Annotated in this window: 21 protein-coding genes and 1 pseudogene; 10 read left to right on the top strand and 12 right to left on the bottom strand. The window is 70.2% G+C overall.

Annotation, left to right across the window (positions count from 1 at the left end; genetic code table 11):
* The first annotated feature begins 196 nt into the window (after positions 1–196).
* Complete coding sequence (glyA, locus tag ACFYTS_RS10475) at positions 197–1,495, top strand: serine hydroxymethyltransferase (RefSeq protein ID WP_357280120.1); 1,299 nt, start codon at positions 197–199, stop codon at positions 1,493–1,495.
* Positions 1,496–1,555: 60 nt separating this feature from the next.
* Here glyA and ACFYTS_RS10480 read toward each other — a convergent pair whose 3' ends face one another.
* Positions 1,556–1,864, bottom strand: a complete 309-nt coding sequence (locus ACFYTS_RS10480) for a glutaredoxin domain-containing protein (RefSeq protein ID WP_357280118.1) — start codon at positions 1,862–1,864, stop codon at positions 1,556–1,558.
* Between the two features lie 61 nt (positions 1,865–1,925).
* Here ACFYTS_RS10480 and ACFYTS_RS10485 point away from each other — a divergent pair, with 61 nt between their 5' ends.
* Entirely contained in the window at positions 1,926–2,252 is a 327-nt protein-coding gene (locus ACFYTS_RS10485) for a hypothetical protein (protein WP_357280116.1), read from the top strand.
* A 24-nt stretch (positions 2,253–2,276) separates the two neighbouring features.
* Here the strand turns inward: ACFYTS_RS10485 and ACFYTS_RS10490 are convergent, their stop codons facing one another.
* Positions 2,277–2,549: a hypothetical protein gene (locus ACFYTS_RS10490; protein WP_379093418.1), complete on the bottom strand. Its 273-nt coding sequence runs from the start codon at positions 2,547–2,549 to the stop codon at positions 2,277–2,279.
* A 22-nt stretch (positions 2,550–2,571) separates the two neighbouring features.
* Between ACFYTS_RS10490 and ACFYTS_RS10495 the strand changes: the two genes are divergently transcribed.
* The 3 genes from ACFYTS_RS10495 (at position 2,572) to ACFYTS_RS10505 (ending at position 5,635) form a co-directional block, all read left to right on the top strand.
* Positions 2,572–2,943, top strand: a complete 372-nt coding sequence (locus tag ACFYTS_RS10495; RefSeq protein ID WP_387302736.1) for a DUF488 domain-containing protein — start codon at positions 2,572–2,574, stop codon at positions 2,941–2,943.
* A gap of 243 nt (positions 2,944–3,186) precedes the next feature.
* Positions 3,187–4,587 carry a PhoH family protein gene (locus ACFYTS_RS10500; protein ID WP_357280111.1) on the top strand — a complete coding sequence of 467 codons (1,401 nt, stop codon included), beginning with the start codon at positions 3,187–3,189 and terminating at the stop codon, positions 4,585–4,587.
* Positions 4,588–4,777: 190 nt separating this feature from the next.
* Complete coding sequence (locus ACFYTS_RS10505) at positions 4,778–5,635, top strand: acyl-ACP desaturase (protein WP_357280109.1); 858 nt, start codon at positions 4,778–4,780, stop codon at positions 5,633–5,635.
* Between the two features lie 188 nt (positions 5,636–5,823).
* On the opposite strand, the gene ACFYTS_RS10510 is transcribed toward ACFYTS_RS10505, so the two are convergent.
* Positions 5,824–6,246: a limonene-1,2-epoxide hydrolase family protein gene (locus ACFYTS_RS10510; RefSeq protein WP_387302739.1), complete on the bottom strand. Its 423-nt coding sequence runs from the start codon at positions 6,244–6,246 to the stop codon at positions 5,824–5,826.
* 49 nt (positions 6,247–6,295) lie between these two features.
* Complete coding sequence (locus ACFYTS_RS10515) at positions 6,296–7,024, bottom strand: TetR/AcrR family transcriptional regulator (RefSeq protein ID WP_357280104.1); 729 nt, start codon at positions 7,022–7,024, stop codon at positions 6,296–6,298.
* A 106-nt stretch (positions 7,025–7,130) separates the two neighbouring features.
* On the opposite strand from ACFYTS_RS10515, the gene ACFYTS_RS10520 reads away from it, so the two are divergent.
* Positions 7,131–8,309 (top strand): FAD-dependent monooxygenase, encoded by a 1,179-nt coding sequence (locus tag ACFYTS_RS10520; RefSeq protein WP_387302741.1) that lies wholly within the window; start codon positions 7,131–7,133, stop codon positions 8,307–8,309.
* 16 nt (positions 8,310–8,325) lie between these two features.
* Here the strand turns inward: ACFYTS_RS10520 and ACFYTS_RS10525 are convergent, their stop codons facing one another.
* The 3 genes from ACFYTS_RS10525 to glpX all read right to left on the bottom strand — a co-directional run bounded on the left by ACFYTS_RS10525 (position 8,326) and on the right by glpX (position 11,744).
* Positions 8,326–9,078 (bottom strand): isocitrate lyase/phosphoenolpyruvate mutase family protein, encoded by a 753-nt coding sequence (locus ACFYTS_RS10525; RefSeq protein ID WP_387302743.1) that lies wholly within the window; start codon positions 9,076–9,078, stop codon positions 8,326–8,328.
* A gap of 88 nt (positions 9,079–9,166) precedes the next feature.
* On the bottom strand, positions 9,167–10,558 hold the full coding sequence (locus ACFYTS_RS10530) for a class II fumarate hydratase (protein ID WP_387302746.1): 1,392 nt from the start codon (positions 10,556–10,558) through the stop codon (positions 9,167–9,169).
* A 154-nt stretch (positions 10,559–10,712) separates the two neighbouring features.
* On the bottom strand, positions 10,713–11,744 hold the full coding sequence (glpX, locus tag ACFYTS_RS10535) for a class II fructose-bisphosphatase (RefSeq protein ID WP_357280095.1): 1,032 nt from the start codon (positions 11,742–11,744) through the stop codon (positions 10,713–10,715).
* Between the two features lie 206 nt (positions 11,745–11,950).
* Here glpX and ACFYTS_RS10540 point away from each other — a divergent pair, with 206 nt between their 5' ends.
* Positions 11,951–12,532: a DUF4245 domain-containing protein gene (locus ACFYTS_RS10540; RefSeq protein WP_357280092.1), complete on the top strand. Its 582-nt coding sequence runs from the start codon at positions 11,951–11,953 to the stop codon at positions 12,530–12,532.
* Positions 12,533–12,584: 52 nt separating this feature from the next.
* Here the strand turns inward: ACFYTS_RS10540 and ACFYTS_RS10545 are convergent, their stop codons facing one another.
* The 3 genes from ACFYTS_RS10545 to ACFYTS_RS10555 all read right to left on the bottom strand — a co-directional run bounded on the left by ACFYTS_RS10545 (position 12,585) and on the right by ACFYTS_RS10555 (position 14,967).
* Entirely contained in the window at positions 12,585–12,809 is a 225-nt protein-coding gene (locus tag ACFYTS_RS10545; RefSeq protein ID WP_357280090.1) for an exodeoxyribonuclease VII small subunit, read from the bottom strand.
* A complete protein-coding gene (xseA, locus tag ACFYTS_RS10550; protein ID WP_357280829.1) occupies positions 12,809–14,035 on the bottom strand; it encodes an exodeoxyribonuclease VII large subunit in 1,227 nt (408 codons plus the stop codon). The genes ACFYTS_RS10545 and xseA overlap by 1 nt, the downstream gene beginning before the upstream one ends.
* 212 nt (positions 14,036–14,247) lie before the next feature.
* Positions 14,248–14,967 carry a lipid droplet-associated protein gene (locus ACFYTS_RS10555; protein WP_387302750.1) on the bottom strand — a complete coding sequence of 240 codons (720 nt, stop codon included), beginning with the start codon at positions 14,965–14,967 and terminating at the stop codon, positions 14,248–14,250.
* A 114-nt stretch (positions 14,968–15,081) separates the two neighbouring features.
* Here ACFYTS_RS10555 and ACFYTS_RS10560 point away from each other — a divergent pair, with 114 nt between their 5' ends.
* Positions 15,082–16,098, top strand: a complete 1,017-nt coding sequence (locus ACFYTS_RS10560) for a 4-hydroxy-3-methylbut-2-enyl diphosphate reductase (protein WP_387302753.1) — start codon at positions 15,082–15,084, stop codon at positions 16,096–16,098.
* A gap of 150 nt (positions 16,099–16,248) precedes the next feature.
* Here the strand turns inward: ACFYTS_RS10560 and ACFYTS_RS10565 are convergent, their stop codons facing one another.
* Positions 16,249–17,397 carry a DUF6542 domain-containing protein gene (locus tag ACFYTS_RS10565; RefSeq protein ID WP_387302756.1) on the bottom strand — a complete coding sequence of 383 codons (1,149 nt, stop codon included), beginning with the start codon at positions 17,395–17,397 and terminating at the stop codon, positions 16,249–16,251.
* A gap of 117 nt (positions 17,398–17,514) precedes the next feature.
* Positions 17,515–18,678 carry a DNA recombination protein RmuC gene (locus tag ACFYTS_RS10570; protein ID WP_387302759.1) on the bottom strand — a complete coding sequence of 388 codons (1,164 nt, stop codon included), beginning with the start codon at positions 18,676–18,678 and terminating at the stop codon, positions 17,515–17,517.
* 278 nt (positions 18,679–18,956) lie between these two features.
* Between ACFYTS_RS10570 and ACFYTS_RS10575 the strand changes: the two are divergent.
* A pseudogene (locus tag ACFYTS_RS10575) lies at positions 18,957–20,117 on the top strand (exonuclease SbcCD subunit D); the annotation flags it as partial.
* Between the two features lie 427 nt (positions 20,118–20,544).
* Complete coding sequence (locus ACFYTS_RS10580) at positions 20,545–23,901, top strand: AAA family ATPase (RefSeq protein ID WP_387302761.1); 3,357 nt, start codon at positions 20,545–20,547, stop codon at positions 23,899–23,901.
* The last annotated feature ends 10 nt before the right edge of the window (positions 23,902–23,911 follow it).

Here is a 23,911-nt window from a genome sequence, read left to right on the forward strand (position 1 = left end):
AGGATGGGAGGACCGCGACTGGCGCACTCGAGGTGGAAGTAACCACCGGGAAGCACCCCAAGTCCGGCACCGCGCGCCTGGGTGCCTGGCGATCCCCGAATCCCGATTCGGGGTACCCGGACGACGGAGGTGCGCCATGCACGATTCCCTGAACCCACTGACCGGCTCCGCGGCGGCGGCCAATACACTCGGCGGCGTGACGACCCAGACGAGCGCCTCTGTGAACAGCCAGTCCCTCGCCGAACTCGACCCCGAGGTCGCGGCCGCGATGGGCGGCGAACTCGCTCGCCAGCGCGACACCCTCGAGATGATCGCCTCGGAGAACTTCGTGCCGCGCGCGGTCCTGCAGGCGCAGGGCAGCGTGCTCACCAACAAGTACGCCGAGGGCTACCCGGGCCGCCGCTACTACGGCGGCTGCGAGAACGTCGACATCGTCGAGGATCTGGCCCGGGCCCGCGTCAAGGAACTCTTCGGCGCCGACTTCGCCAACGTCCAGCCGCACTCGGGCGCGCAGGCCAACGCCGCCGTCCTGTCCGCGCTGATGAACCCGGGCGAGAAGCTGCTCGGCCTGGACCTGGCCCACGGCGGCCACCTCACCCACGGCATGCGCCTGAACTTCTCGGGCAAGCTGTACGAGGTGCACGCCTACGGCGTGTCCAAGGAAGACCACCGCGTCGACATGGACGAGGTCCGCAAGATCGCCCGCGACACCCGCCCGAAGGTGATCGTCGCCGGCTGGTCGGCCTACCCGCGCCACCTGGACTTCGCCGCCTTCCGCGAGATCGCGGACGAGGTCGGCGCGTACCTGTGGGTCGACATGGCGCACTTCGCCGGTCTGGTCGCCGCCGGGCTGCACCCGTCGCCGGTCCCGCACGCCGACGTCGTGTCCTCGACCGTGCACAAGACCCTGGGCGGCCCCCGCTCCGGCCTGATCCTGGCCAAGCAGGAGTTCGCCAAGAAGCTGAACTCCTCGGTCTTCCCGGGTCAGCAGGGCGGCCCGCTCATGCACGCCATCGCCGCCAAGGCCGTGGCCTTCAAGATCGCCGGCAGCGCGGAGTTCGCGGAGCGGCAGGCCCGCACCATCTCCGGCGCCAAGATCCTCGCCGAGCGCCTGACCGCCACCGACGCCAAGGACAAGGGCATCACCGTCCTGACCGGCGGCACCGACGTGCACCTGGTGCTGGTCGACCTGCGCAACTCGCAGCTCGACGGCCAGCAGGGCGAGGACCTCCTGCACGAGATCGGAATCACCGTGAACCGCAACGCGGTTCCGTTCGACCCCCGCCCGCCGATGGTCACCTCCGGCCTGCGCATCGGCACCCCGGCCCTGGCCACCCGCGGCTTCGGCGACGAGCAGTTCACCGAGGTCGCCGAGATCATCGCCGCCGCGCTGACCGGCTCCGCCGACCTGGACTCCCTGCGTCAGCGCGTCTCCAAGCTGGCCCAGGACTTCCCGCTGTACGACGGCCTCGAGGACTGGCGTCTGCTGGGCTGACAGCCGCCGAACGGTCAAGCGCCCGCCGCGATCTCACGATCGCGGCGGGCGCCCGTCGTTTCAGAAGGTCCAGAACCTGCGCGGGCCGCCGGTGAGCTGGGGAGCGTCGGCGGAGACGGTGGCGATCAACTCCTTGGGATGCGGGTTGACCCAGTTGCGCTCCGTCGAACCGTCGCGGAACACGACCGTGGGCACGGTCTCGTTGCCGTCGGCCACCGAGCGGACGAACGCCGCCGCGTCGGGGTCCTGCCAGATGTCGATCTCGCGGTGAACGATGCCGTGCCGGTTGAGGACCCGGCGCATGCGCGAACAATAGGGGCAGCCGGGACGCCGGTAGACGATCAGCTCCGCAGTGGCATCAGCGCTCATTCTCGGAGTGTAGGACCCCGGCGACGGAACGGCCTATGCTGCAAGGGGATCGGAGGCGGGGATGACGACGACCGTGTTGCTGCTGGGATTGACGCCGGCCGTGGTGGACGGGGTGCGCGAGCGCGTCGACCTACCGGAGGTCGATATCCGCGCGGGCACCGGACTGGCCGATCTGCGGGACACGTTGGCGCGAACCCCGATCGACCACGTGATCATGGGTGCGGGCCTGGACCTCGAGGACCGGCTGCGCATCGTGCGCGCCGTCTTCGAATCCAGTGACCGCACCACCGTCCACATGAAGGACTTCGCCTCGGGGCCGCAGGGATTCGCGCCGTTCGTGCGTGCCGTGCTCACGGGGCTGCACGGCACGCCGCTCGGCGATTCCTGACTCGGAGGCCCGGGATTTCCGGCCTCAGGCGTGCTTGGTGAGGTAGTCCACGTACATCGGGCGCAGCACCTCGCCCAGTTTGCCCTCACCGGCGTGGAAGTAGTCGTCGAGCAGGGCCGCGGTATTCCAGATGTCGACTTCACCCTCGCCCTGTTTGCCCGCGGCGACCTCCGCGCCGGGGATCGCCTTGAGCAGTTGCCACAGGAATTTCACGTCACCGTGCCGGGCGGCCAGCTTCACGGCGCGGTCGTGCAATTCCTTGGTGGACAGGGTCGCCAGATCCGGAGTTTCGGCCATGGTCTCGACTGTAATGGAGGCCATGACACAGCAACCGGGATACCGGGTCAAGCGCGTCTTCGACGCCCCCGATGCCGCCGACGGCCGCCGCGTGCTGGTGGACCGGCTGTGGCCGCGCGGGATCAGCAAACAGCAAGCGGCCATTGACGAATGGGCCAAAGACGTGACCCCATCGAACGAACTTCGCAAGTGGTATCACGCCGCGCCGGAGACACGCCGTGCCGAATTCGAGCGCAAGTATCGAATCGAGCTCGGTGCGGACGTGGCCCGCGAAGGTCTGGCGCACCTCCGGGCGGAGGCCGCGGCCGGTCCGTTGACCCTGGTCACGGCTACGAAAGAACCGGAGCACAGCCATGTCCCGGTGCTTCTCGCGGAATTGGGCGAAACACCCTAACGGGACTCCCGTTAACCCGATCTTCACGAATGTGCCCGATAGACGGGCGGCCGGATCGCGAATTCGGCGGTAGCGTCGGGGGTGCGGGCCGCGTAGGTGTGGCTCGTACGGGAGGTCCTGATCGTGACTGAGCAACTCAGTACGAGGGGGCCGGCACCCGGCCCTCGGGTCGTACGACCCCAAGGCTGACCGGCCCAGCGAGAACGCTCGCGCGGTGTCGCGCGAGTGGCAAAGGAGCCCACCGTGACTGATGCACGCTCCGTCAACGCTCCCACCAGGGACGCCGGCTCTGACCAGAGCCCGCGGCCCACGACACGGGGAGTTCGCGCCTCGCAGTCGTCCGATTCCGGACCGAAAACCTTCGTAGTCGACACGTCGGTGTTGCTGTCCGACCCCTGGGCCCTGACCCGCTTCGGCGAGCACCACGTGGTGCTGCCGCTGGTGGTGATCAGTGAGCTCGAGGCCAAACGCCACCACCACGAACTCGGCTGGTTCGCTCGCGAGGCGCTGCGCATGCTGGACGATATGCGCTTGGCGCACGGTCGGCTCGATCAACGGGTGCAGGTCGGCACCCAGGGCGGGACACTCCAGGTGGAGTTGAACCACACCGACCCCGCGGTACTGCCCGTCGGATTCCGCACCGACACCAACGATTCCCGCATCCTGGCGTGCGCGCTCAACCTGGCCGCCGAGGGCCAGCGGGTCGCGCTGGTATCCAAGGACATTCCCCTGCGGGTCAAGGCCGGCGCGGTCGGCCTGCAGGCCGAGGAATACCACGCCCAGGATGTCGTCATCTCCGGGTGGACCGGCATGGTGGAGCTCGAGGTGGCCACCGCCACCGTCGACAAGCTCTACGCCGATTCGGTCATCGATCTCGACGAGGCTCGGGACATGCCCTGCCACACCGGGATTCGCATGGTCAGCCCGCGCGGCAGCGCCCTGGCCCGGGTCACCCCGGACAAGCGGGTGCAGCTGGTGCGCGGCGACCGGGAGGCGTTCGGACTGCACGGGCGCTCGGCCGAACAGCGGATCGCACTGGATCTGCTGCTGGACGAGAGCGTCGGCATCATCTCGCTCGGCGGGCGGGCCGGTACCGGTAAATCCGCGCTGGCGCTGACGGCCGGACTGGAGGCGGTGCTGGAGCGCCGCACACATCGGAAGGTGGTGGTGTTCCGCCCGCTCTACGCGGTGGGCGGGCAGGAGCTCGGTTACCTACCGGGCTCGGAGGCCGACAAGATGGGTCCGTGGGCGCAGGCCGTCTTCGACACCTTGGAGGGGCTGGCCAGCCCCGAGGTGATGGAGGAGGTGCAGGCGCGCGGCATGCTGGAGGTGTTGCCGCTCACCCACATTCGCGGACGCTCGCTGCACGACTCCTTCGTGATCGTGGACGAGGCGCAGTCGCTGGAACGCAATGTGCTGCTCACCGTGCTGAGCCGGTTGGGCAGCGGATCGCGGGTGGTGCTCACCCACGATGTGGCCCAGCGCGACAACCTGCGGGTGGGCCGGCACGACGGCGTGGCCGCGGTGATCGAGAAGCTCAAGGGGCACCCGCTGTTCGCGCACGTCACCCTCACCCGCAGTGAGCGGTCGCCGATCGCGGCTCTGGTCACCGAGATGCTGGAGGAGTTCGGACCGAATTCCTGACAGTCGGCAGGTAGTTCACCCGCCCGGCCGGAGAGCGGCGCGCCGCCCTCCGGCCGGGCGGGGTCACCGAGAAGTAGCCCGGCCGCTCCGGGGCGTCCCGTGCGGGCGTCCCGGACCCGGGAACGGCCATAGCGAAGACGAATACTCGCGAAGATCCCCGCGGTAGCCGATCTGCCGCTAGGTTGTTCGCGTGCACAACGTTTTGGCCGATCGGGACCTGCTGGATTCACTCGAGGCGGAGGTGGAGACCAACCTCACGCGGCATATCGACGCCAGCCCGGAGTGGCAGCCCCATGATTACGTGCCGTGGTCCGACGGCCGCAACTTCCAAGCCATGGGCGGAACCGATTGGGACCCCGCGCAATCCGAGCTGAGCGAGGTCGCCAAGACCGCCCTCACGGTGAGCGTGCTGATCGCCGACAACCTGCCCTCCTACCACCGTGAGCTGGGCAAGCACCTGCGCACCGGCCCGTGGTGGCGGTGGGTCGGCCGTTGGACCGCCGAGGAGAACCGGCACGAGATCCTCATCCGCAACTTCCTCATGGTCACCCGCGCCGTCGACCCCATCGCGCTGGAGCGCATGCGCATGGCGGCCATGACCGCCAGCTTCAACCGTCCCGGCATGCACCTGCTCGAGGTGCTCGCCGTGGCCGCCTTCGAAGAGGCCGCCGCCGCCGTCCGGCACCGCAACACCGCCCGCCTCGCCGGCGACGTCATGGTCGCGTCGATCGCCGACCGCCTGGCCGCCGACGACGAACTGCAGGCCGTCTTCTTCGCCAACCTGATCTCCGCCGCCCTGGACCTGGCCCCCGACCAGACCCTGCGCGCCATCGCCGACCGCGTCGCCGACTTCCAGGTGCCGGTGATCGAACTGTCCGACGGCCGCTCCAGCGACGAGGTGCTGGCCGCGGCCGGGATCTACGACCGCGCCCGGGAGCCCGAGCTGGTGTTCGGACCGCTGCTCGAGCAGTGGAAGGTGTTCACCCGCACCGACCTCGGCGAGGACGGGGAGAAGGCGCGCGCCGAACTGGCCCACCTGCGCCCCTGAACCAGCCGATACGGCCGGCTCGGTCGAGGCGCCAGGACAGCCGCCGCGACCGAACCGCCTGCCGCGCCCCGGAATCGCCGGGGTACCCGACCTGACGCCGCGCCTCGTGCGCGGTTTCGATGCCGACGCCCGCCGCGAGAATCGTGGCGGGCGTTGTGCTTTCACGGGGTAGCCGTTGCCTGCGCGGTTCAGTGTGGAAGGATCGCGCGCACCACGCCGGTCGCGGTGCCGCGCAGGACGTTCTCCCACGAGAAATGGTCGTGCCAGAGCGTGATGCGGCCATTGCGGAACTCGAAGGTGCCGCACACCCAGAACGCGATCTCGATCGGGCCCACCCGCAGGTAGTCGGTGCGCTCGGTGAGCACCACCCCGTCCTCGGTCGCGGCGATGTGGTGCATATCGGCCCGGAAGCCGAAGCGCGGGTTGTTGAACAGGCCCAGCACCCAGCGCACCCGGTCGATACCGCGCACGTCGGGCAGCGAGGTGTTCTTCCAGACGATGCCCGGGTCGGCCAGTTCGAGGGCCTCGGGCACGATGTTCATCTCCAGCGCGGCGAAGAATTCGCGCACGGTGGTGACCGGATCCTGCTTCAGCTCGGGTAGCTCCGCCATCTGCCGAGCGTAAGCCGAATCAGGGCCGCGGCACAGACATTCCCGGCAACTACCGCCGTGTCGCGATGAGCGCCGCCACCCCGTCCAGGATGCGCTCGATGCCGTAGTCGAGGGCGTTGTCGCGGCCCGCCTCGGCCGCGCTCTCGGTACCGGGCACGGCTTCGGCGAGCGCCACCGCCGCGTGCGGGAAGCGGTCGGCCTGGGTGAGGAACACCGCGGTCATCTCCCGCGCCAGTTCGCCCTCGAGGTCCGCGCCCGCGGTCCCGGTCTGCAAGCCCATCCCGCGCACGTGGTTGAGCAGCAGGACGACGGTGTCGAGGCGTTCCGCGTGGGTCAGGCCGCTGCGGTCCAGCACGGCGAGAGCGGTCTCCAGCCAGGCCAACTCGTTGGGGCCCATCACCCGGACGCCGGTGGCCAGTTCATTGAGCCACGGGTGGGCGACGGCATTGCCGAAGAAGGTCCCGGACCACTCCCGCAGGTAGGCCCGCCACGATTCGGGATCGGCGGGGTCGGTGTGGTTCTCCGGCGGCGAGCTCAGGGCGGCGTCCAGCATGAGCGCGGTGAGCTCGGTCTTGCCGGGGACGTAGCGGTACAGCGCCATCTTGGCGCAGCCGAGCCGTTCGGCGAGCCGGGCCATGGACAGGCTGGCCAGGCCTTCGGCGTCGGCGAGGTCGACGGCCTCGGCGACGATGCGCTCGAGGGTGAGCGAGGGTTTGGGCCCGCGCCGGGGGCGGTCGGTGGTGCCCCAGAGCAGTTCGCGGGTGGTGGGTGCCGGCATGGTCGCCATCCTTCCGGATTTCCGAGTTGACACCTAACTGCGTCCACCATACTCTATTAATCATCAACAGCGTCCGCCGGACGCAGTTACTGAAGGGGTCACCACCATGCGCAACACCACCGTCCTCGTCTCCGGCGCCAGCGTCGCCGGTCCCGCGCTCGCCTACTGGCTGCACCGCTACGGCTTCCAGGTGACCGTGGTCGAGAAGGCCCCCGCCCTGCGCACCGGCGGACAGGCCATCGACTTCACCGGCGAGACCCACATGACCGTGCTCGAGCGGATGGGCGTGCTCGCCGACATCGAACGCCGCCAGACCGGCAAGACCGACATGGTCATGCTCGACGAGTCCGGGCAGCGGCGGGCCCTCATCTCCGGCGATTTCACCGGAGGCGACATCGAGATCCTGCGCGGCGACCTGGCCGCGATCATGTACGAGCACACCGCCGACACCTGCGAATACCTGTTCGGCGACACCGTCACCGCGCTCACCGAGACCGCCGACGGCGTGGAGGTCGAATTCGCGCACGCCCCGGCCCGGCGCTTCGACCTGGTCTTCGGCTGCGACGGAATCCACTCGCGGGTACGGAAACTGGCCTTCGGGCCCGAATCCGAATTCCTCTCCTACCGCGGCTACTACTACGCGCTCGCGGGTGCGTCGCAATGGGAGGACGCCGACGGATCGCGCGAGCGGGCAGTGTCCCACGGCTGGACCGCGCCCGGGCGGCTCGCGGTCAACGGTGGGGCGAAGGCCGTGCAGATGTACATGTTCGCCTCACCCGAACTCGACTACTCCCGAGACGATTTCGACGAGCAGCGACAGATCGTCGCCGAGCGGTTCGCGGGCATGGGCGGCGACGTGCCCGCCATGCTGGCCGACCTCCCGCACCTGGACGGGTTCTACCTGGACTCGCTGAGCAAGGTGACGATGAAGAACTTCGTCTCCGGACGCGTGGCCCTGGTCGGCGACGCCGGTTACGGCAACACCCTCGCCGGATTCGGCACCGGGCTCGCCGTCGTCGGCGCGTACGTCCTGGCCGGTGAACTGGCCGTCGCCGACGGCGACCACACCGTCGCCTTCGCCCGCTACGAGGACATCATGAAGCGCTACCTGCGCAAGGCCGACGACGCCCGCCCCGGCCCGTTCCTGGCCCCGAAAACCGCCCTGGGCCTGCGTTTCCGCAACTGGTTCCTGGGATCCTGGGCCTTCGACATGATGTTGAAGTACGCCGACTCGGCGAAGAACGACATCGAGTTGCGGGACTACCCGGCGCTGGTCTCCCACTGAGTGGGCCGCCGTGGGTTCAACGCCAGGGCCCGAACAGCCCGTTCGCGTATTCGGTCAGCGCGTTCTGCAGGAACGGCCCGAAACTCACTCGGGCCACACCCAATTCGGCGAAGTACTCCCGCCCGCCCTGGGTGGGGATGCCGATGGAATTGATCGGCAACGGCAGTTCCCCGGTGAGCCGCCGCAACACCTCGGGCTCGTGCCGGCCGACCGGATAGAGCACGTCGGCCCCGGCGGCCGCGGCGAGACGCAACCGCTCGAGCGCGCTGTCCAACCGCTCCGCCGGAGTCCCGGTATCGGGACGCAGGAACACATCGGTGCGCGCGTTCACCACGACATGCACCCCCGTCGCGTCAGCGGCCCGCCGCAACTCACCGACCAGATCCGCATGCTCCTGCGGCTCCCGCAACCGCCCACCCTCGCTGTGCACGGTGTCCTCGATATTGAGACCCACCGCCCCGGCCTCCAGCAGACCCTCGATCAGAGTCGCGGGCTTCTGCGCATACCCGGATTCGATATCCACCGAGACGGGAATGTCCACCGCGGCCGTGATCTCCCGAATCCGCGAGGTCACCTCGGAGAAGGTCATCCCCTCCCGATCCGCCTTCCCCAGCGAATTCGCGAGCGGATGGCTCCCGACGGTGATCGCCGAGAACCCGGCCTCCCGTACCAGAGTCGCGGACCAGGCATCCCACACGGTCGGCAGGATGACGGGATCACCGGGCTGGTGAAGAGCGAGAAAGTCGGCGGCTTGCTGCTCGAGGCTCATGGTTCGATCCTGCCTGATGGTGTCGATCGGCGAAAGGTGGACTGCGCCACCGGCACCGGTCTCACGCCGGTGCCGGACGGTGCCGAGGTCAGTTGCCGTCGACCTCGGCCATGGAGAGCACGTTCAGGCGGCGGTCGAGTTCCTCGAGGGAGAGGTTGTCACCGATCAGGCCGCGGTCGATGACCGTTTGGCGGATTGTCTTGTGTTCCTTCAGGGCCTGCTTGGCGACGGCGGCCGCTTCCTCGTAGCCGATGGCCGAGTTCAGGGGGGTCACGATGGACGGGGAGGATTCCGCGAGGTGCCGGAGGCGGTCGACGTCGGCGACCAGGCCGGAGACGCACTTGTCGGCGAACAGGCGGGAGACGTTGGCCAGCAGGCGGATCGACTCGAGGACATTGCGGGCCATCACGGGGATGTAGACGTTCAGCTCGAACGCGCCGTTGCCGCCGCCCCAGGCGATGGCGGCGTCGTTACCGATGACCTGCGCGGCCACCTGCGTAACCGCTTCGGGGAGGACCGGATTCACCTTGCCGGGCATGATCGAGGAGCCGGGCTGGAGGTCCGGGAGCCGGAGTTCGGCCAGGCCGGTGAGCGGGCCCGAACCCATCCAGCGGATGTCGTTGGCGATCTTGGTGAGGCTGATCGCGACCGTGCGCAGCGCGCCGGACAGCTCCACCAGGGCGTCGCGGGCGGCCTGGGCCTCGAAGTGGTCGCGGGCCTCGGACAGGTGGTCGAGGTCGGTCGCCTTCGCCAGCTCCGCAACGACTTTCGCGCCGAAACCGGCGGGCGCGTTGAGGCCGGTGCCGACCGCGGTGCCGCCGATGGCCAGCTCACCGACGCGCGGCAGGGTGGCGAGCAGGCGTTCGACGCCCGCGCCCACCTGCCGGGTGTAGCCGCCGAACTCCTGACCCAGGGTGACCGGGACCGCGTCCATCAGGTGCGTGCGGCCGGACTTGACCACCGACTTCCACTCCCGCGACTTGTCCTGCAAGGCCAGCCGCAGATGATCCAGGGCCGGGATCAGTTCCTTGACCACCGCCTCGGTGGCCGCGAGATGCGTTGCGGTGGGGAAGGTGTCGTTGGAGGACTGTGACATGTTGACGTCGTCGTTGGGGTGCACGGTGACGCCGTCGCGGGCCGCGATGCTCGCGATCACCTCATTGGCGTTCATGTTGGAACTGGTGCCCGACCCGGTCTGGAACACGTCGATCGGGAACTGGTCGTCGTGGCGGCCCTGAGCGATCTCGTTGGCGGCGGCGATGATGGCGTCGGCCTTGGCCTTGTCCAGCAGACCCAAATCGCGGTTCACCGCGGCGCAGGCCGCCTTCAGCAGGCCGAGCGCGCGAATCTGCGCGCGCTCCAGGCCCCGTCCGCTGATCGGGAAGTTCTCCACCGCGCGCTGTGTCTGCGCGCGCCACAGGGCGTCGACGGGGACACGAACCTCACCCATCGTGTCGTGCTCGATCCGGTACTCGGTCATGAATTCGACCCTAGGCCGGTGCCGCGCCGCGCGGGAGAGGCACGCCTGAGGGAATCGGCACACGGCGGCCGGGAATAGGGCCGCCGCGCCGCCGGAAAAGAAGCCGCCCCGGTGGATGTATCCACCGGGGCGGCAATCAGTTTGGCGATGCCGATCAGGGCAGCGGCGGGGTGGCGTGCTCGTCGCCGACGAAGTCGACCGAGGCGTACTCGCGCAGCTTGGTCAGGCGGTGGAAGCCGTCGATCATGCGGATGGTGCCGGACTTGGCGCGCATCACGATGGACTGGGTGTAGGCGCCGCCACCGTAGTAGCGCACGCCCTTGAGCAGGTCACCGTCGGTGACGCCGGTGGCGCTGAAGAACACGTCGTCACCGGAGACCAGGTCGGTGGTGTTCAGGATGCGGTCCAGGTCGTGGCCGGCGTCGATGGCCTTCTGGCGCTCCGCGTCGTCCTTCGGGGCCAGCTTGGCCTGCAGCGCGCCGCCCATGCAGCGCATGGCGGCCGCGGCGATGATGCCCTCGGGGGTGCCGCCGATGCCGATCAGCATGTCGACGCCGGACTCCGGGCGGGCGGTGGCGATCGCGCCGGCCACGTCACCGTCGGAGATCAGGCGGATGCGGGCGCCCGCGTCGCGCACGGCCTTCATGTGCTCGGCGTGGCGGGGGCGGTCCAGGATGCAGACCGTGAGGTCGGAGACCGAGGAATTCTTGGCCTTGGCGACCCGGCGCAGGTTCTCCGCGATCGGCGCGCCCAGGTCGATCACATCGGCGGCGTCGGGGCCGACGGCGATCTTCTCCATGTAGAACACGGCCGACGGGTCGAACATGGCGCCGCGCTCGGCGACCGCCAGCACGGAGATGGCGCCGGGGGAGCCCTTCGACATCAGGGTGGTGCCGTCGATCGGGTCGACCGCGAAGTCCAGTTCGGCGCCGGTGCCGTCGCCGACCAGCTCGCCGTTGTACAGCATGGGCGCTTCGTCCTTCTCGCCCTCACCGATCACCACGATGCCGCGCATGGAGACGGTCGCGACCAGCTGACGCATGGCGTCCACGGCAGCGCCGTCGCCGCCTTCCTTGTCACCCCGGCCTACCCAGCGGCCCGCGGCCATGGCGCCGGCCTCGGTGACCCGGACCAACTCGAGTGCGAGGTTGCGGTCCGGTGCCTCGCGGCGGCTGGATGCGGTCATGAGAGGAGCCTCCTTGTTGTCAACTGCTGCGTAAATTGTCGCATTGCGGTTTTGGGCTCCATGCAAGTACTGACGTTTCACTTTCGCGCCGGTCGTGGACGTTTACGGGAAACGCCGGACACGAACGGGTTCGTCGACGGCACCACAGGGATTCGTTGACGGCAGTGTGAGCCGGGTCGCATCCGGGGGCCGTGGATACTGTGTGCGTGTCGTACCAAAAGCCGCGCAGCCAGAACGACTACAAGGACCTCATCTGGTCCTTGCTCCCGCTGGTGCTGATCTGCCTGGTCATCGCGGGCATCGCGAGCCAATGCTCCTTCACCACGAAGGGGCCGACACAGGGCCAGATTCCGAACTTCGACGTGAAGACCGCCCTCACCGACGATGCGCGGCACCTGTCGTTCCCGATCCGGCTGCCCGCCCTCCCCGACAGCGGCCCTGACAAGTGGACCCCCAACTCCGGCAGCCACGACACCATCACCGGCACCGGCGGCGGCGAACTCAGCACGGTCGGGTTCATCAGCCCCGAGGGCACCTACATGCAGCTGACGCAGTCCAACGCCACGGTGGACGCGCTCGCCAAGAAGTACGCGCCCGTGAAGGTCGCCACCGGCAGCGAGCAGCGCGGCGACCACAAGTGGAGCGTGTTCGCCGAACCCGGCTCCGAGCCCGCCTGGATCTCCGACTTCGGCGACGTCCGGATCCTGATCAAGGGCGCGGGCAACGGGGCGGCCTTCAACACCCTGTCGACCGCCATCGGCCAGGCCCAGCCGCTGCCGCGCAGCTGATCCCGGCGGCGCCGGGCCCGCTGTCCGGGCCAGGCGTCCCGCGTAGTGCCGTCTACTCCGCCGAAGTGCGGTGCGCGAGGGCGTCTTCCACGCGCTTGCGCGCACCGGCGAGATGCTGTTCGCAGCGGGTGGCCAGCGCCTCGCCGCGCTCCCACAGCGCCAGCGACTCGTCCAGATCCATGCCGCCCTGCTCCAGCATCTTGACCACGTTCACGAGCTCGTCGCGAGCGCGCTCGTAGCCGAGCCCGGCGATCTCGGTGCGTTCGTCGTCGGTCATCAGGAGTCCTTCCGGGTCGGGCGGGGAGCCAGGGATTGGGAGCCGAGGGCCGCGGCGGAGATCGCGCCGTCGGCCACCCGGATACGGAGCTGGGTGCCGGGCGGCGAGTCCTCGATGGCCCGGACCACCTCGCGGTCCTTGCCGTTCACCCGCTGCACCACGGCATAGCCGCGGGCCAGCGTGGCGGCCGGACCGACCGCCGCGAGTTTCTCGCGCAGGTGCCGGGTGGTGGTGGACTCGCCCGAGAGCCGATGATCCACCGCGCGCTGGGCGGCGGTGCGCAAACGCTCCACCTCGTCGTGACGCTGGTCGAGCAGGCGCAGCGGGTCGGCCAGCACCGGGCGCGAACGCAATTGGGTCAGGGCGCGCGCCTCCCGGTCCACCCAGCCGCGCAGGGCCGCGTTGGCGCGCGACCGAAGCTCCTGCAGCAGTGCGGTTTCCGCGGCCGCGTCGGGGACGATCCGCTTGGCCGCGTCGGTGGGGGTGGCGGCGCGCAGGTCCGCCACATAATCCGAGATCGGATTGTCCGGTTCGTGGCCGATGGCGCTGACGATCGGGGTCTTCGCGGAAACGATGGCGCGGCACAGGGTCTCGTCGGAGAACGGCAGCAGATCCTCCACGCTGCCGCCGCCGCGCGCCAGCACGATCACATCCACCTCGGGATTCGCGTCCAGAGCCGTGATGGCCTCCAGGATCTGCGGCACCGCGGTCGGGCCCTGCACGGCGGTATTGCGGATCTCGAAGCGCACCGCGGGCCAGCGCTGCGTCGCCACCGTCACCACATCGTGCTCGGCGGCGCTGGCGCGGCCGGTGATCAGGCCGATCCGATTGGGCAGGAACGGGATCGGACGCTTGAGCCGCGGATCGAACAGGCCCTCCGCCGCCAGCAGCGCCTTCAACCGCTCGATGCGGGCCAGCAGCTCGCCGATGCCCACCGGGCGAATCTCGGTGACCCGCAACGACACCGTGCCGCGACCGGTGAAGAACGACAACTTGCCGTACACGACGACCCGGCTGCCCTCCTGCAACGGCACCGCGGAACCGCGCAGCAGCTCCGGATCACAGGTCACCGACAGCGACATGTCCGCGGCCGTGTCCCGCAGCACCAGAAACGCGGTGCGGGTGCCCGGACGCAGATTCATCTGGGTGATCTGGCCCTCCACCCACACCGCGCCCAGCCGGTCGATCCACTGCGCCACCTTGACGGCGATGGTCCGCACCGGCATCGGGTTCTCGGCGGATGAGCTCGGCGGCTTCGCGGCGCCCGGCGTCGTATCGGTGCTCACGCCGACGATTCTGTCAGTGCCCACCGACGCGACGGCGCAGCGCCCACCGACGCGACGGCGCAGGGCCCACCGATGCGACAGCGCATGGCCCGCCGACGCGACAGCGCCGACCGTCCGGGGCGTGTGCCGTACGGTCGGCGCCGATCGAATGATTACTGCGCCGAGACCGTCGCGATGCGGTTGGTCAGCATGGTGACGAAGGGGGCGCGGTCGAGCGTCTGCTTCTCGTAGTCGAGGAGGGTTGTCAGATCGTCCATGGACAGTTGACGTAGTCGCGCGCGCAGCTGGGCGATGGTCATGTCCCCGTACGCGAAGCGGGTCGCCACTTCGGGCTCGGTGACGGAGGTCTCGGTGACGGAGGTCTCGGGCTCGGCGGCGACCTCCGGCTCGGCCGGGGCGGGCTCGACGTCGGCCACGAGTTCCAGCTTCGCCGGGGCGCTGCCGTTGTGGCCGTTGGTGGCGGCCTTGGAAGCCATTGTGGGCGCGGGGGTCTCGGTGGCCTCCGGTTCGGCAGCCTCCTGCGCGGCCGATTCGGCGGGCACCGGAGCGGGTTCGGGCTCGGTGAAGAGGTCGAAACGGCTCCGGTAAGCCGATTCGGCGCCGAAGCCAGGAGTTAGCTCGTCGTCATCGTCCTCGTCGAAGGTGGCCCAGGCGGGCTGCTCCTCGGACTGGGTGAGCAAACGGTCGAAGACGGCGTCGCCTTTGAGGGCGAGGCTGGTCACGAACTGCTGGAGGTGCATGGTGGTCTGCAGCATCTGGCTGATCGCCGTGATCGGGAAATTGATCGCGGTCGCCGGTAGCCGACGAGTTTCCTCGAGGGCGTAGACGGCGGCCCCGGCGGCGACCCGGGCCAGGAACGGAGGTCGGAACATGCCCCTAGCCTGCCCGAAACGCCGTGTGATGCAAAGGTGACAGACCACGAAAAGTGATTGTGATGCCAACCTCCGCGCGAATGCGCACCGGGCCGCACCCGTATTCTGTGGGGCATGTCCTCGGGTATCCCTTTGAACGTCGGAATCGTCCGGTCCGCGGCGGGTGATGCCGGCGCGCCGCTGAGTCCTTCGCACAAGCGCGTACTACTCGCCGAACCCCGCGGTTATTGCGCCGGTGTGGACCGGGCGGTCGAAACTGTGGAGAAGGCGCTCGAAAAGCACGGCGCCCCCCTCTATGTCCGCAAAGAAATCGTGCACAACCGGCATGTGGTGGAAACACTGCGGGACCGCGGTGTGATCTTCGTCGACGACACCGAGGAGGTGCCGGAGGGCGCGCTGGTGGTGTTCTCCGCGCACGGCGTCTCCCCGGCCGTGCACGAATCCGCCGCCGCCCGCAAGCTGCGTACCATCGACGCCACCTGCCCGCTGGTCACCAAGGTGCACCAGGAGGCCAAGCGCTTCGCCCGCGACGACTTCGACATCCTGCTCATCGGCCATGAGGGCCACGAGGAGGTCGAGGGCACCGCCGGTGAGGCGCCCGAGCACGTGCAGCTGGTGGACGGCCCGGACGCCGTCGACGCCGTCACCGTGCGCGACGAGAACAAGGTGATCTGGCTCTCCCAGACCACGCTGTCGGTCGACGAGACGATGGAGACGGTCAACCGGCTGCGGCAGAAGTTCCCCAAGCTGCAGGATCCGCCCAGCGACGACATCTGCTACGCCACCTCCAACCGTCAGACCGCGGTGAAGGCGATGGCCCCCGAATGCGATCTGGTGATCGTGGTCGGCTCGCGCAACTCGTCCAACTCGGTGCGGCTGGTGGAGGTCGCGCTCAGCGCGGGCGCCCGCGCCGCGCATCTGGTGGACTACGCCCGCGAGGTGGATACCGCCTGGCTGGAGGGCATCGGCACGGTCGGCGTCACCTCGGGCGCCTCGGTTCCGGAGATCCTCGTCGAGGGCGTACTGGAACTGCTGGCCGAGCACGGTTTCGGTGAGGTGGTGCCGGTCACCACCGCCAATGAGACGCTGGTCTTCTCGCTGCCGCGCGAACTGCGCGCCGCGCGCGGGTAATCCCGCGGCCGGGTTTATCCGGCTACGAAAACACATTCGCGCCTGCCACATTCGTTGTGGCGGGCGCGAATTGCTATCCGGATGATCTTATTTCGTCCCGAATTTCGTGATTGCCGGAAATCTACGGCGATCGTCGCTCGGGTGTCGCGGTCAGCGTTCGATGCGGCCGGAATCGCGTTCGCGATAGCGCACATTCGGACGCGGGTGCGGGGGCACCTCGCCCGGCTGCGGGCGACGACGGCGGCCGCCCTCGGCCGCGGGGGCCGGATTGGCGCCGGGAGCCGCGCCGCGGCCCGCGGCCTGTTCGGGACTCTGGGCGCGCCGGCGGCGGCCGTCTCCCGCGGCGGGCTCCGGCGCGGGCTGCGCGGCCCGGCGTTCCCCGGTGCGGGTGCGGTCGGCCGGGGCGGCGCGACGCTCGCCGCCGCGGGGCGGCTCGGCGGGGACCGCGCGGCGTTCCCCGGTGCGCGGCGGCTGCTGCTCGCCGTACTGGCCGCGGCGGCGGCCCTCGGCGGGGGCGGCGGACTGGTCCGGGCGCGCCGGGCGGCGGCGGCTCTCGGTGGCGGGCGGGGTGCGATCGGCGGCGGCCGGATCGGCCTCGCGGGAGCGGCGGCGGGTCTCACCGGACTGCCGGTTCGCGCCCACCCGCGGCGGTCCGGCGGCGACCCGGCCGGTGGCGCGGCGGGACGAACGGGCGGACTCGGTTTCGGTGGGCTCGGTCACGCCCGCGCCCGTGGTGTCGTCGCCGGGCCGGAAGCGGCGTCTGGCGGGGTCCTTGGCGTCGGTGGGCCGGGTGCGCTGGGCGCGGGCGCCGCCGGACCGGGTGGCGCGACCCCGGAGCGTGCGGGCCTCGCCGTCGCCGCCGTCCTTGCGGTGCATGGCGATCCGGACCCCGCCGACGATCAGCACCAGCGTGGTGGCCAGCGCCATCGTGGGGAACCGGTTCACCAGCGGGATGGCCAGATTCAGCAGGATCTCGCGCAGCTTGAAGCTGCGGGCGGAGCCCAGCAGGAGCTGGTACGACACCGGCACCGCGATGAACAGCAGCAGCGGCGGCAGCACCAGCGCGGTGAACAGTCCCCGGAAGCGGACCGCGAGCACGGCCAGCAGACAGCCGATCACGTACAGGCTGGCGAACGTGCCGGTGAGCTCGTCGCCGCCCATCGAATCGATCAGGAACCCGACGAACGTGCACGTCACGGCGATCAGGACCGCGATGAGGGCCGAGACGCCGGGAACCGACGGCAGGATCGAACGGTGCGACGGGGGCACCTCGGTTCGCTCGCGTTGGGTAACTGCCACGTCAAGCACACTAAGGCATATCGGTGTTTCACGAGGCAGGCGACATCGGGCAGGTATTCCGAATCGTGTGAACCAGGAGTTAGCTACGGCGTGTGCGCCCTGGGACCGAGCGGTTGCTCAGGCCTCACCCGCCGCGTCGCCGCGGAACCGATAGTCGTCTCCGGCGAAGCTGACCGCGCGGGGCCAGCTGTCGATACCGCGGACCTCCGGCGGGGCGGCGTCCGCGACACCGAGATCGTGCATCTTGCGGGCCGTCACCAGCACGCGCGACTCCATCGACGCGACCGTGTGGTTGTAGGCGTCGACCGCCTTGCCCAGCTGGGACCCCAGCCGGTCCAGGTGGCGGCCGGTGGTGCCGAGCCGGGTGTAGAGCTCGCGGCCGAGCTGCTGGATCAGGGCCATGTCCGCCGACATCGCCTCCTGCCGCCAGCCCAGCGCCACCGTGCGCAGCAGGGCCATGAGCGTGGTGGGCGTCGCCAAGACCACATTGCGACCGAAGGCGTACTCGAGCAGTCCGGAATCGGCGGTGAGCGCCGCGTCCAGGAACGGATCACCGGGCACGAACAACACCACGAAATCGGGGGAGGGGTCGAAGGCCGCCCAATACTCCTTGGCCGCCAGCTGATCCACGTGATTGCGCAGGTGCCGCGCGTGCAGGGCCAGATGACCGGCGCGCTCGCGCGGGTCCTCGGTCCCCGCGGCGTCGAGGAACGCGGTGCACGGCACCTTGGCGTCCACCACGATCTGACGACCGCCGGACAGCCGCACCACCAGGTCCGGCCGCACCACCGTGTCGCCGCGGCGGGTCACCTGGGTGTCGAAATCGCAGTGCCGGGCCATCCCGGCCAGCTCCACCACCCGCTCCAGCTGGATCTCGCCCCAGCGGCCGCGCACCTGGGGCGCGCGCAAGGCGGCTACCAATTGACCGGTCTGGGTGGACAACTGGTGCGACATCCGCTGCATGCCCGCGACCTGTTCGCGCAGGCCCGAATACGCGTTGATGCGGTTGTGCTCGACCTCCCGGATATGCCGGTCCAGGCTGCCGACCGCGTCGCGCAGCGGTTCCACCAGCGCGCCGATCGCATGCGACTGCCGCCGCGCCGCGTCCTCACTGGCCGCCCCGAGTGATTGCCGCAACAACTGCTCGTTGTCCCGCATGGCCGCCAGTCTCGCCTCGGCCATCGCACCCCGCTGGCCCGCCCGCGCGGCATGCCCCAGCCAGCCCAGGGCCAGCCCCGAAATGAACACCAACAGCAGCGCGAACAGCATCGGTGCGGTCATGGCCTGTGATAGTGCCGTACGGCACCGACAATTCGGTGAAGCTCGCCCGCCTCCCCGTGTCTTCGGCGGACGGCAGCGAGCCGTCGACCCTGCCGGATCCACGCCGACGGCTGGGTGCCGAACCAACTCCGGGCGTACCCGGCGAGTTACCCGGACCGTCGCGAAAACAGTTGTCTCCTTGGCGGACGCTGAATCGCCCGGGCATACATCGGCGTGTTTCAGTCGACTCGCCAGGGTGTAGCCCAACCTGTCGGAGCGATCGCCTAGCGTTCTCCGGCATGCGGATCCTGCACACCTCCGACTGGCATATCGGGCGCACCTTTCACGGCGTCGATCTGCTGACGGATCAGGAGTGCTCGCTGCGGGCCATCGCGGAATTGGTGGGGGCCGAGGGGGTGGACGTGGTCGTGCTGCCGGGGGACGTGTACGACCGTTCCATTCCCAGCGCGGACGCGATCGCGGTGTGCAATCGGGGATTCGAGGCAATTCGGGCAGCGGGGGCGACGATTATCGCGACCTCCGGAAATCATGACTCGCCGACTCGGCTGGGTGCGCTCGGCAGTTTCGCGGCGGCGGGCGGATTGCATTTGCGCTGCCGGATCGCGGATGTGGCGCGGCCGATCGTGCTTTCCGACGAGTTCGGTGAAATTGCCTTTTACGGCATTCCCTACTTGGAGCCGGAGATCACCCGGGTGGAATTGGGTGTACCGCAGGCGCGTTCGCACGCCGAGATTCTGGACGCGGCCATGGGGCGGGTGCGCGCGGATCTGGCGGGGCGGACCGGGGCGCGTTCGGTGGTGCTGGCGCACGCGTTCGTGGTGGGCGGTGAGGCGACGGGCTCGGAGCGTTCCATCTCCGTGGGCGGGGTGGAGACGGTGTCGCTGTCGGCGTTCGACGGGATCGACTACACCGCCCTGGGGCACCTGCACTCGCCGCAGACGCTGTCGGAGTCGGTCCGGTATTCGGGATCGCCGCTGCCGTATTCGTTCGGCGAGCGCTCGCACCGCAAGGCCGTGTGGATCGTGGATCTCGACGCCTCCGGGCTCGCGGAGGTGCGGCGCCACGACCTCCCGGTGGTGCGCGGCCTGTCCCAGCTCACCGGACCGCTGGAATCCCTCCTGGAATCGCCGGAGCACGCCGAAGCCGAAGGCCACTATGTATCGGCCACCCTCACCGACACCGCGCGCCCCGTGGACGCCCTGCGCCGGCTGCGCGACCGCTTCCCGCACGCCGTCCACGTGGAATGGCAACGCCCGGACGGCAACCCGGAACTCCGCTACCGCGAACGCGTCCACGGCCGCCGCGACACCGAGATCGCCCAGAGCTTCCTCGCCGACGTCCGGGGCGTCCCGACCGCGGGCGAGATGACCTGGCTCGAACGCGCCCTCTCCGCCGCCACCCGCGAGAAGGACGGTCCCCGCCGCTTTTCCGCGCCGGATGAGCGCACGGCATCTCCTGCCGTGGCGGCCGCACCCGCGGCGGCTGCCCCCGTGGAGACCGCATCCGTGCCGGCCGAGGCGGTTTCCGCGCGGACGGCCGCGGTGCCGACCGAGGTGAGTGCCACTCAGGGCGCTGCCGCGTCCGCGGCGGCGGATGCCGCCCGGCCGGGGGCGGCCGAAGCGGAGCGGGTGGTCAGCGCGGCCGGATTCGACGGGTCGGTGCGCGGGGCGGACGCGGCGGAGGCCGATGCGGCGCTCGGGTTGTTCGATGTGGAGGAGTTCGGTCTCGGGACGGGTGAATCCGGCGAGACCGCGGACGGGATGACCGCGTGAGCGTTGGGGTGCGGGGCATTTCGGCGTGTCCCGCCGCCGCGGGCGCGCGATCGGTTGTCGAATGGGTCGAAGCGTTGCGGGAAGGGGTCACGGCATGCGGCTGCATCGGCTGGAGCTGACGGCGTTCGGGCCGTTCGCCGAGACGGCCGTGGTGGATTTCGACGAGCTGGGCGCGGACGGGCTGTTCCTGCTGCACGGGCAGACCGGGGCCGGGAAGACCACGGTGCTCGACGCCATCGCCTTCGCGCTGTACGGGAAGGTGCCCGGCGCGCGCGAGGAGGGCAAGCGCCTGCACTCCGATCACGCCGACGAGCAGACCCCGCCCCGGGTGCTGCTCGAGGCCACGGTCGGCGGCCGGACCCTGCGCCTGATCCGATCCCCGGAATTCCTGCGGCCCAGCAAACGCGCCAAATCCGGGTGGGTGAAGGAGAATTCGGTCGCCACCCTGGAATGGCTCGACGGCCGCGGCCAGAACCTGTCCCGCATCCCCGATATCGGTGACGAGGTGCTGCGCCTGCTCGGCATGAGCGCCGACCAGTTCTTCCAGGTCGTTCTGCTGCCCCAGGGCGATTTCGCGCGCTTCCTGCGCGCCGACAACGAGGAACGCGAGAAGCTCCTCGAAAAGCTCTTCGACACCGAACGTTTCGGCACCGCCGAACAGTGGCTCATCGACAAGCGTCGCGCGAGCACCGCCGAACTCGACACCCGCAAGCACGGCATCGATGCCTTGATCGCCCGCGTCGGAACCGCCGCGGGTCTACCCGCCACCGATTCCGCCACCATCCTCGAATCGGTCGCCTGGTCGCAGTCCCTGCTGACCGCCGCCCACGCCACGCTGACCGCCACCTCCGCGGACCTCCGACAGCGCCAACAGGATTCGTCGAAGGTCCGTGCCGCCGCCGAGGCCGAGCGCCGCCGCCACGACCTGTTCCGCCGCCGCGCCACGGCCCGGACCCAGCTCGCCGACTTCACCGCGACCGCCACCCACCGCGCGGCCCGCCAGTCCGAGCTCGACCGAGCCCGCCGTGCCGAACCGGTCGCCGCCGCCCTCGCCGAGGCCCGCACCGCCGCCGTCGCCCTGCGCCGCCGCACCGACGACGCCACCCGTGCCGCCGAACAACTGGCCGACCGCCTCCTCGACCCCGCGACCGCCGAACTCCCCGGAACCACGTGGGCCGCAGCCGACCTGGCCGCCGCCGAACTCGCGGGCACCGACCTCGCCACCGACCTGGCCGACCTCCCCGCGCCCGGAATCCAGCCGGGAACGGACGCCGGTTGTCCTGTCGAACACGATGAGCCCGGTCGTGACGGCGAAGCCCCCCGGGGCAGCGGCAACGGTGTGGACCCGACACGGCCGTCGGCCGCCGACACTCCAGGTCAGGTCGCCGGTGACGAGGTTCCACACCTTCGCGCGAACCGCCTTGGCACGCAGATCGATACGGGTTCGGCGGGCGCCGGTGGAAAGGACGACCTGTCCCGGGCCGGTTCCGGCGGCGGGCTCGAGGCCGCGGTGCAGCGGTGGAGTGCGCAGGTAGGGGCGCTGGACGAGGTGCGGGCCGATGCCGAGTCGGCGAATCGGCTGACTCGGGAATTGGCGGGGCTGCGCACCGAGCAGAAGGATCTGGCGGGTCGGGCGGCGACGTTGATCACGCGGCTGGGGGAGTTGCCGGAAGCTGTTGCGGGGGTGGAGGTCCGGTTGCGTGGGGCCGCGGATGCGGCGGCCGCGCTGGCCGGGCTGGAAGCCGATTGTCTGCGGTTGCGGACGTCGGCGCAGGCCGCGGTCGAGCTGGAGCGGAAGCGAGGTGAGCTGGCGCGGGCGGGGACCGGGTTCGAGCAGGCGAAGACCGCGCACGCGGAGGCGTGGAAGCGGACGCAGGCGCTGCGGGAGCAGCGTATGGCGGGGATGGCCGCGGAATTGGCGGAGGCGCTGGTCGAGGGGGAGCCGTGTGCGGTGTGCGGGTCCGACGCGCACCCGAATCCGGCGCGGCCCGCGGACCACGCGGTGTCCAAGGCGGACGAGGACGCGGCGCTGGCCACCGAACGGGCCGCGGAGGCCGCCCGGGAGCGGGCGGGTCAACTGGTCGCGGACCTGGAGCGGGACGTCGAAGTGCTGGTCGAGCGAGGCGGCGACGTCGACAAGGCGGAATTGGCGGCGGCGCTGGATGATTCGACGCGGCAGTTCACCGCGGCCCAGCGGGCGGCGGGGCTGGTGGGCGGGCTCACCGCCGAACTGAACACGCTGCGGGCGGATCAGACCCGGCTCCAGAACGAGGCGCGCGAGTGCGAGAGCCGCGTGAGTGCGACGACCGAGCGGATCGTGGCCACCGATCGTCGGCTGGCCGAACTCACCGAGCGGCTGCGCGCCGCCGCCGGAGCCGACGGCACGGTCGAGCGGCGGCGCGCACGGCTGGCGGCCCTGGTCGAAGAGGCCGGTGTGGTCCGCGCGGCCCGCGTCGAAGCCGTCACCGCCCGTGAGCAGGTGGCCGCGGCCGCCGTGCGGGTCGAAAAGCTGTCTTACGAAGCGGGTTTGGTGGAATCCGCGCCCCCGGTGATGGGGGAGTCGGGCCCGGATTACACCGTGCTGGGCGAGTACGCCCGCGCGGTCGACGCCGCCTCGCGCACGACCGCGCAGCAGTCGGAGATCGAAGACGAACTCGTGGCCGCCGATCGCGCTCGCGCCCACGCCGAGGCCGTCCTCGCCGAACCGGAGATCCGCGCCGCCGGGGACACGGAACCGGGTGATCCGGGTGAACTGGAAAACGCTGTGGCCCAGTCGGAATCGGAGCTGAACCGAGCGGTCGCGGCACACGCCGAAGCGGAGCGGCAGGTCAGGCAACTCACGGGCCTCTGCGCGCAATTGCAGTCCGACGTCGAACACATCGCCCCGCTGCAACGCGCTCACGACGAACTGGCCCGCCTGTCCGAGGTGGTCGCGGGCCGCGGCGAGAACAACCGCCGCATGTCCCTGCGCTCCTACGTCCTGGCCGCCCGCCTGGAAGAAGTGGCCCTGGCCGGATCGGTCCGCCTGCGCCGAATGTCCGGCGGCCGCTACGAATTCGTCCACACCGACGCCGCGGGTCCCCGCGGCCGTCGCGGCGGCCTGGGTCTCGACATCCGTGACGATTACACCGGCGCGGTCCGCCCCGCCAAAACCCTCTCCGGTGGCGAGACCTTCATGGCCTCCCTGGCCCTGGCCCTGGGCCTGGCCGACGTCGTCTCCGCCGAATCGGGTGGTCTGGTCATGGACACCCTCTTCATCGACGAGGGTTTCGGCAGCCTTGACGCCGACACCCTCGACTCGGTCATGGGAGTCCTCGACGAACTCCGCTCCGGCGGCCGTGTGGTCGGCGTGGTCAGCCACGTCGACGAAATGCGCCAGCGCATCCCCAGCCGCCTCCACGTCATTCGCGGCCGCACCGGCTCCCGCCTGGAAACCTCGGTCGGCGTCTGACCGCCCGCCT

Origin of the sequence: Nocardia sp. NPDC004151 (genome assembly GCF_042874235.1) — a bacterium.
Classification (GTDB): Bacteria; Actinomycetota; Actinomycetes; order Mycobacteriales; family Mycobacteriaceae; genus Nocardia.

Coding starts and splice junctions, on each gene's coding strand:
- ACFYTS_RS10495 (WP_387302736.1), top strand. CDS start 2,572: ATGACACAGCAACCGGGATACCGGGTCAAGCGCGTCTTCGACGCCCCC.
- ACFYTS_RS10580 (WP_387302761.1), top strand. CDS start 20,545: ATGCGGCTGCATCGGCTGGAGCTGACGGCGTTCGGGCCGTTCGCCGAG.
- xseA (WP_357280829.1), bottom strand. CDS start 14,035: ATGCCGGTGCGGACCATCGCCGTCAAGGTGGCGCAGTGGATCGACCGG.
- ACFYTS_RS10515 (WP_357280104.1), bottom strand. CDS start 7,024: ATGCCGGCACCCACCACCCGCGAACTGCTCTGGGGCACCACCGACCGC.
- ACFYTS_RS10570 (WP_387302759.1), bottom strand. CDS start 18,678: ATGACCGCACCGATGCTGTTCGCGCTGCTGTTGGTGTTCATTTCGGGG.
- ACFYTS_RS10520 (WP_387302741.1), top strand. CDS start 7,131: ATGCGCAACACCACCGTCCTCGTCTCCGGCGCCAGCGTCGCCGGTCCC.
- ACFYTS_RS10560 (WP_387302753.1), top strand. CDS start 15,082: ATGTCCTCGGGTATCCCTTTGAACGTCGGAATCGTCCGGTCCGCGGCG.
- ACFYTS_RS10530 (WP_387302746.1), bottom strand. CDS start 10,558: ATGACCGAGTACCGGATCGAGCACGACACGATGGGTGAGGTTCGTGTC.
- ACFYTS_RS10510 (WP_387302739.1), bottom strand. CDS start 6,246: ATGGCGGAGCTACCCGAGCTGAAGCAGGATCCGGTCACCACCGTGCGC.
- ACFYTS_RS10485 (WP_357280116.1), top strand. CDS start 1,926: ATGACGACGACCGTGTTGCTGCTGGGATTGACGCCGGCCGTGGTGGAC.
- ACFYTS_RS10480 (WP_357280118.1), bottom strand. CDS start 1,864: ATGAGCGCTGATGCCACTGCGGAGCTGATCGTCTACCGGCGTCCCGGC.
- glpX (WP_357280095.1), bottom strand. CDS start 11,744: ATGACCGCATCCAGCCGCCGCGAGGCACCGGACCGCAACCTCGCACTC.
- ACFYTS_RS10525 (WP_387302743.1), bottom strand. CDS start 9,078: ATGAGCCTCGAGCAGCAAGCCGCCGACTTTCTCGCTCTTCACCAGCCC.
- ACFYTS_RS10545 (WP_357280090.1), bottom strand. CDS start 12,809: ATGACCGACGACGAACGCACCGAGATCGCCGGGCTCGGCTACGAGCGC.
- ACFYTS_RS10555 (WP_387302750.1), bottom strand. CDS start 14,967: ATGTTCCGACCTCCGTTCCTGGCCCGGGTCGCCGCCGGGGCCGCCGTC.
- ACFYTS_RS10490 (WP_379093418.1), bottom strand. CDS start 2,549: ATGGCCGAAACTCCGGATCTGGCGACCCTGTCCACCAAGGAATTGCAC.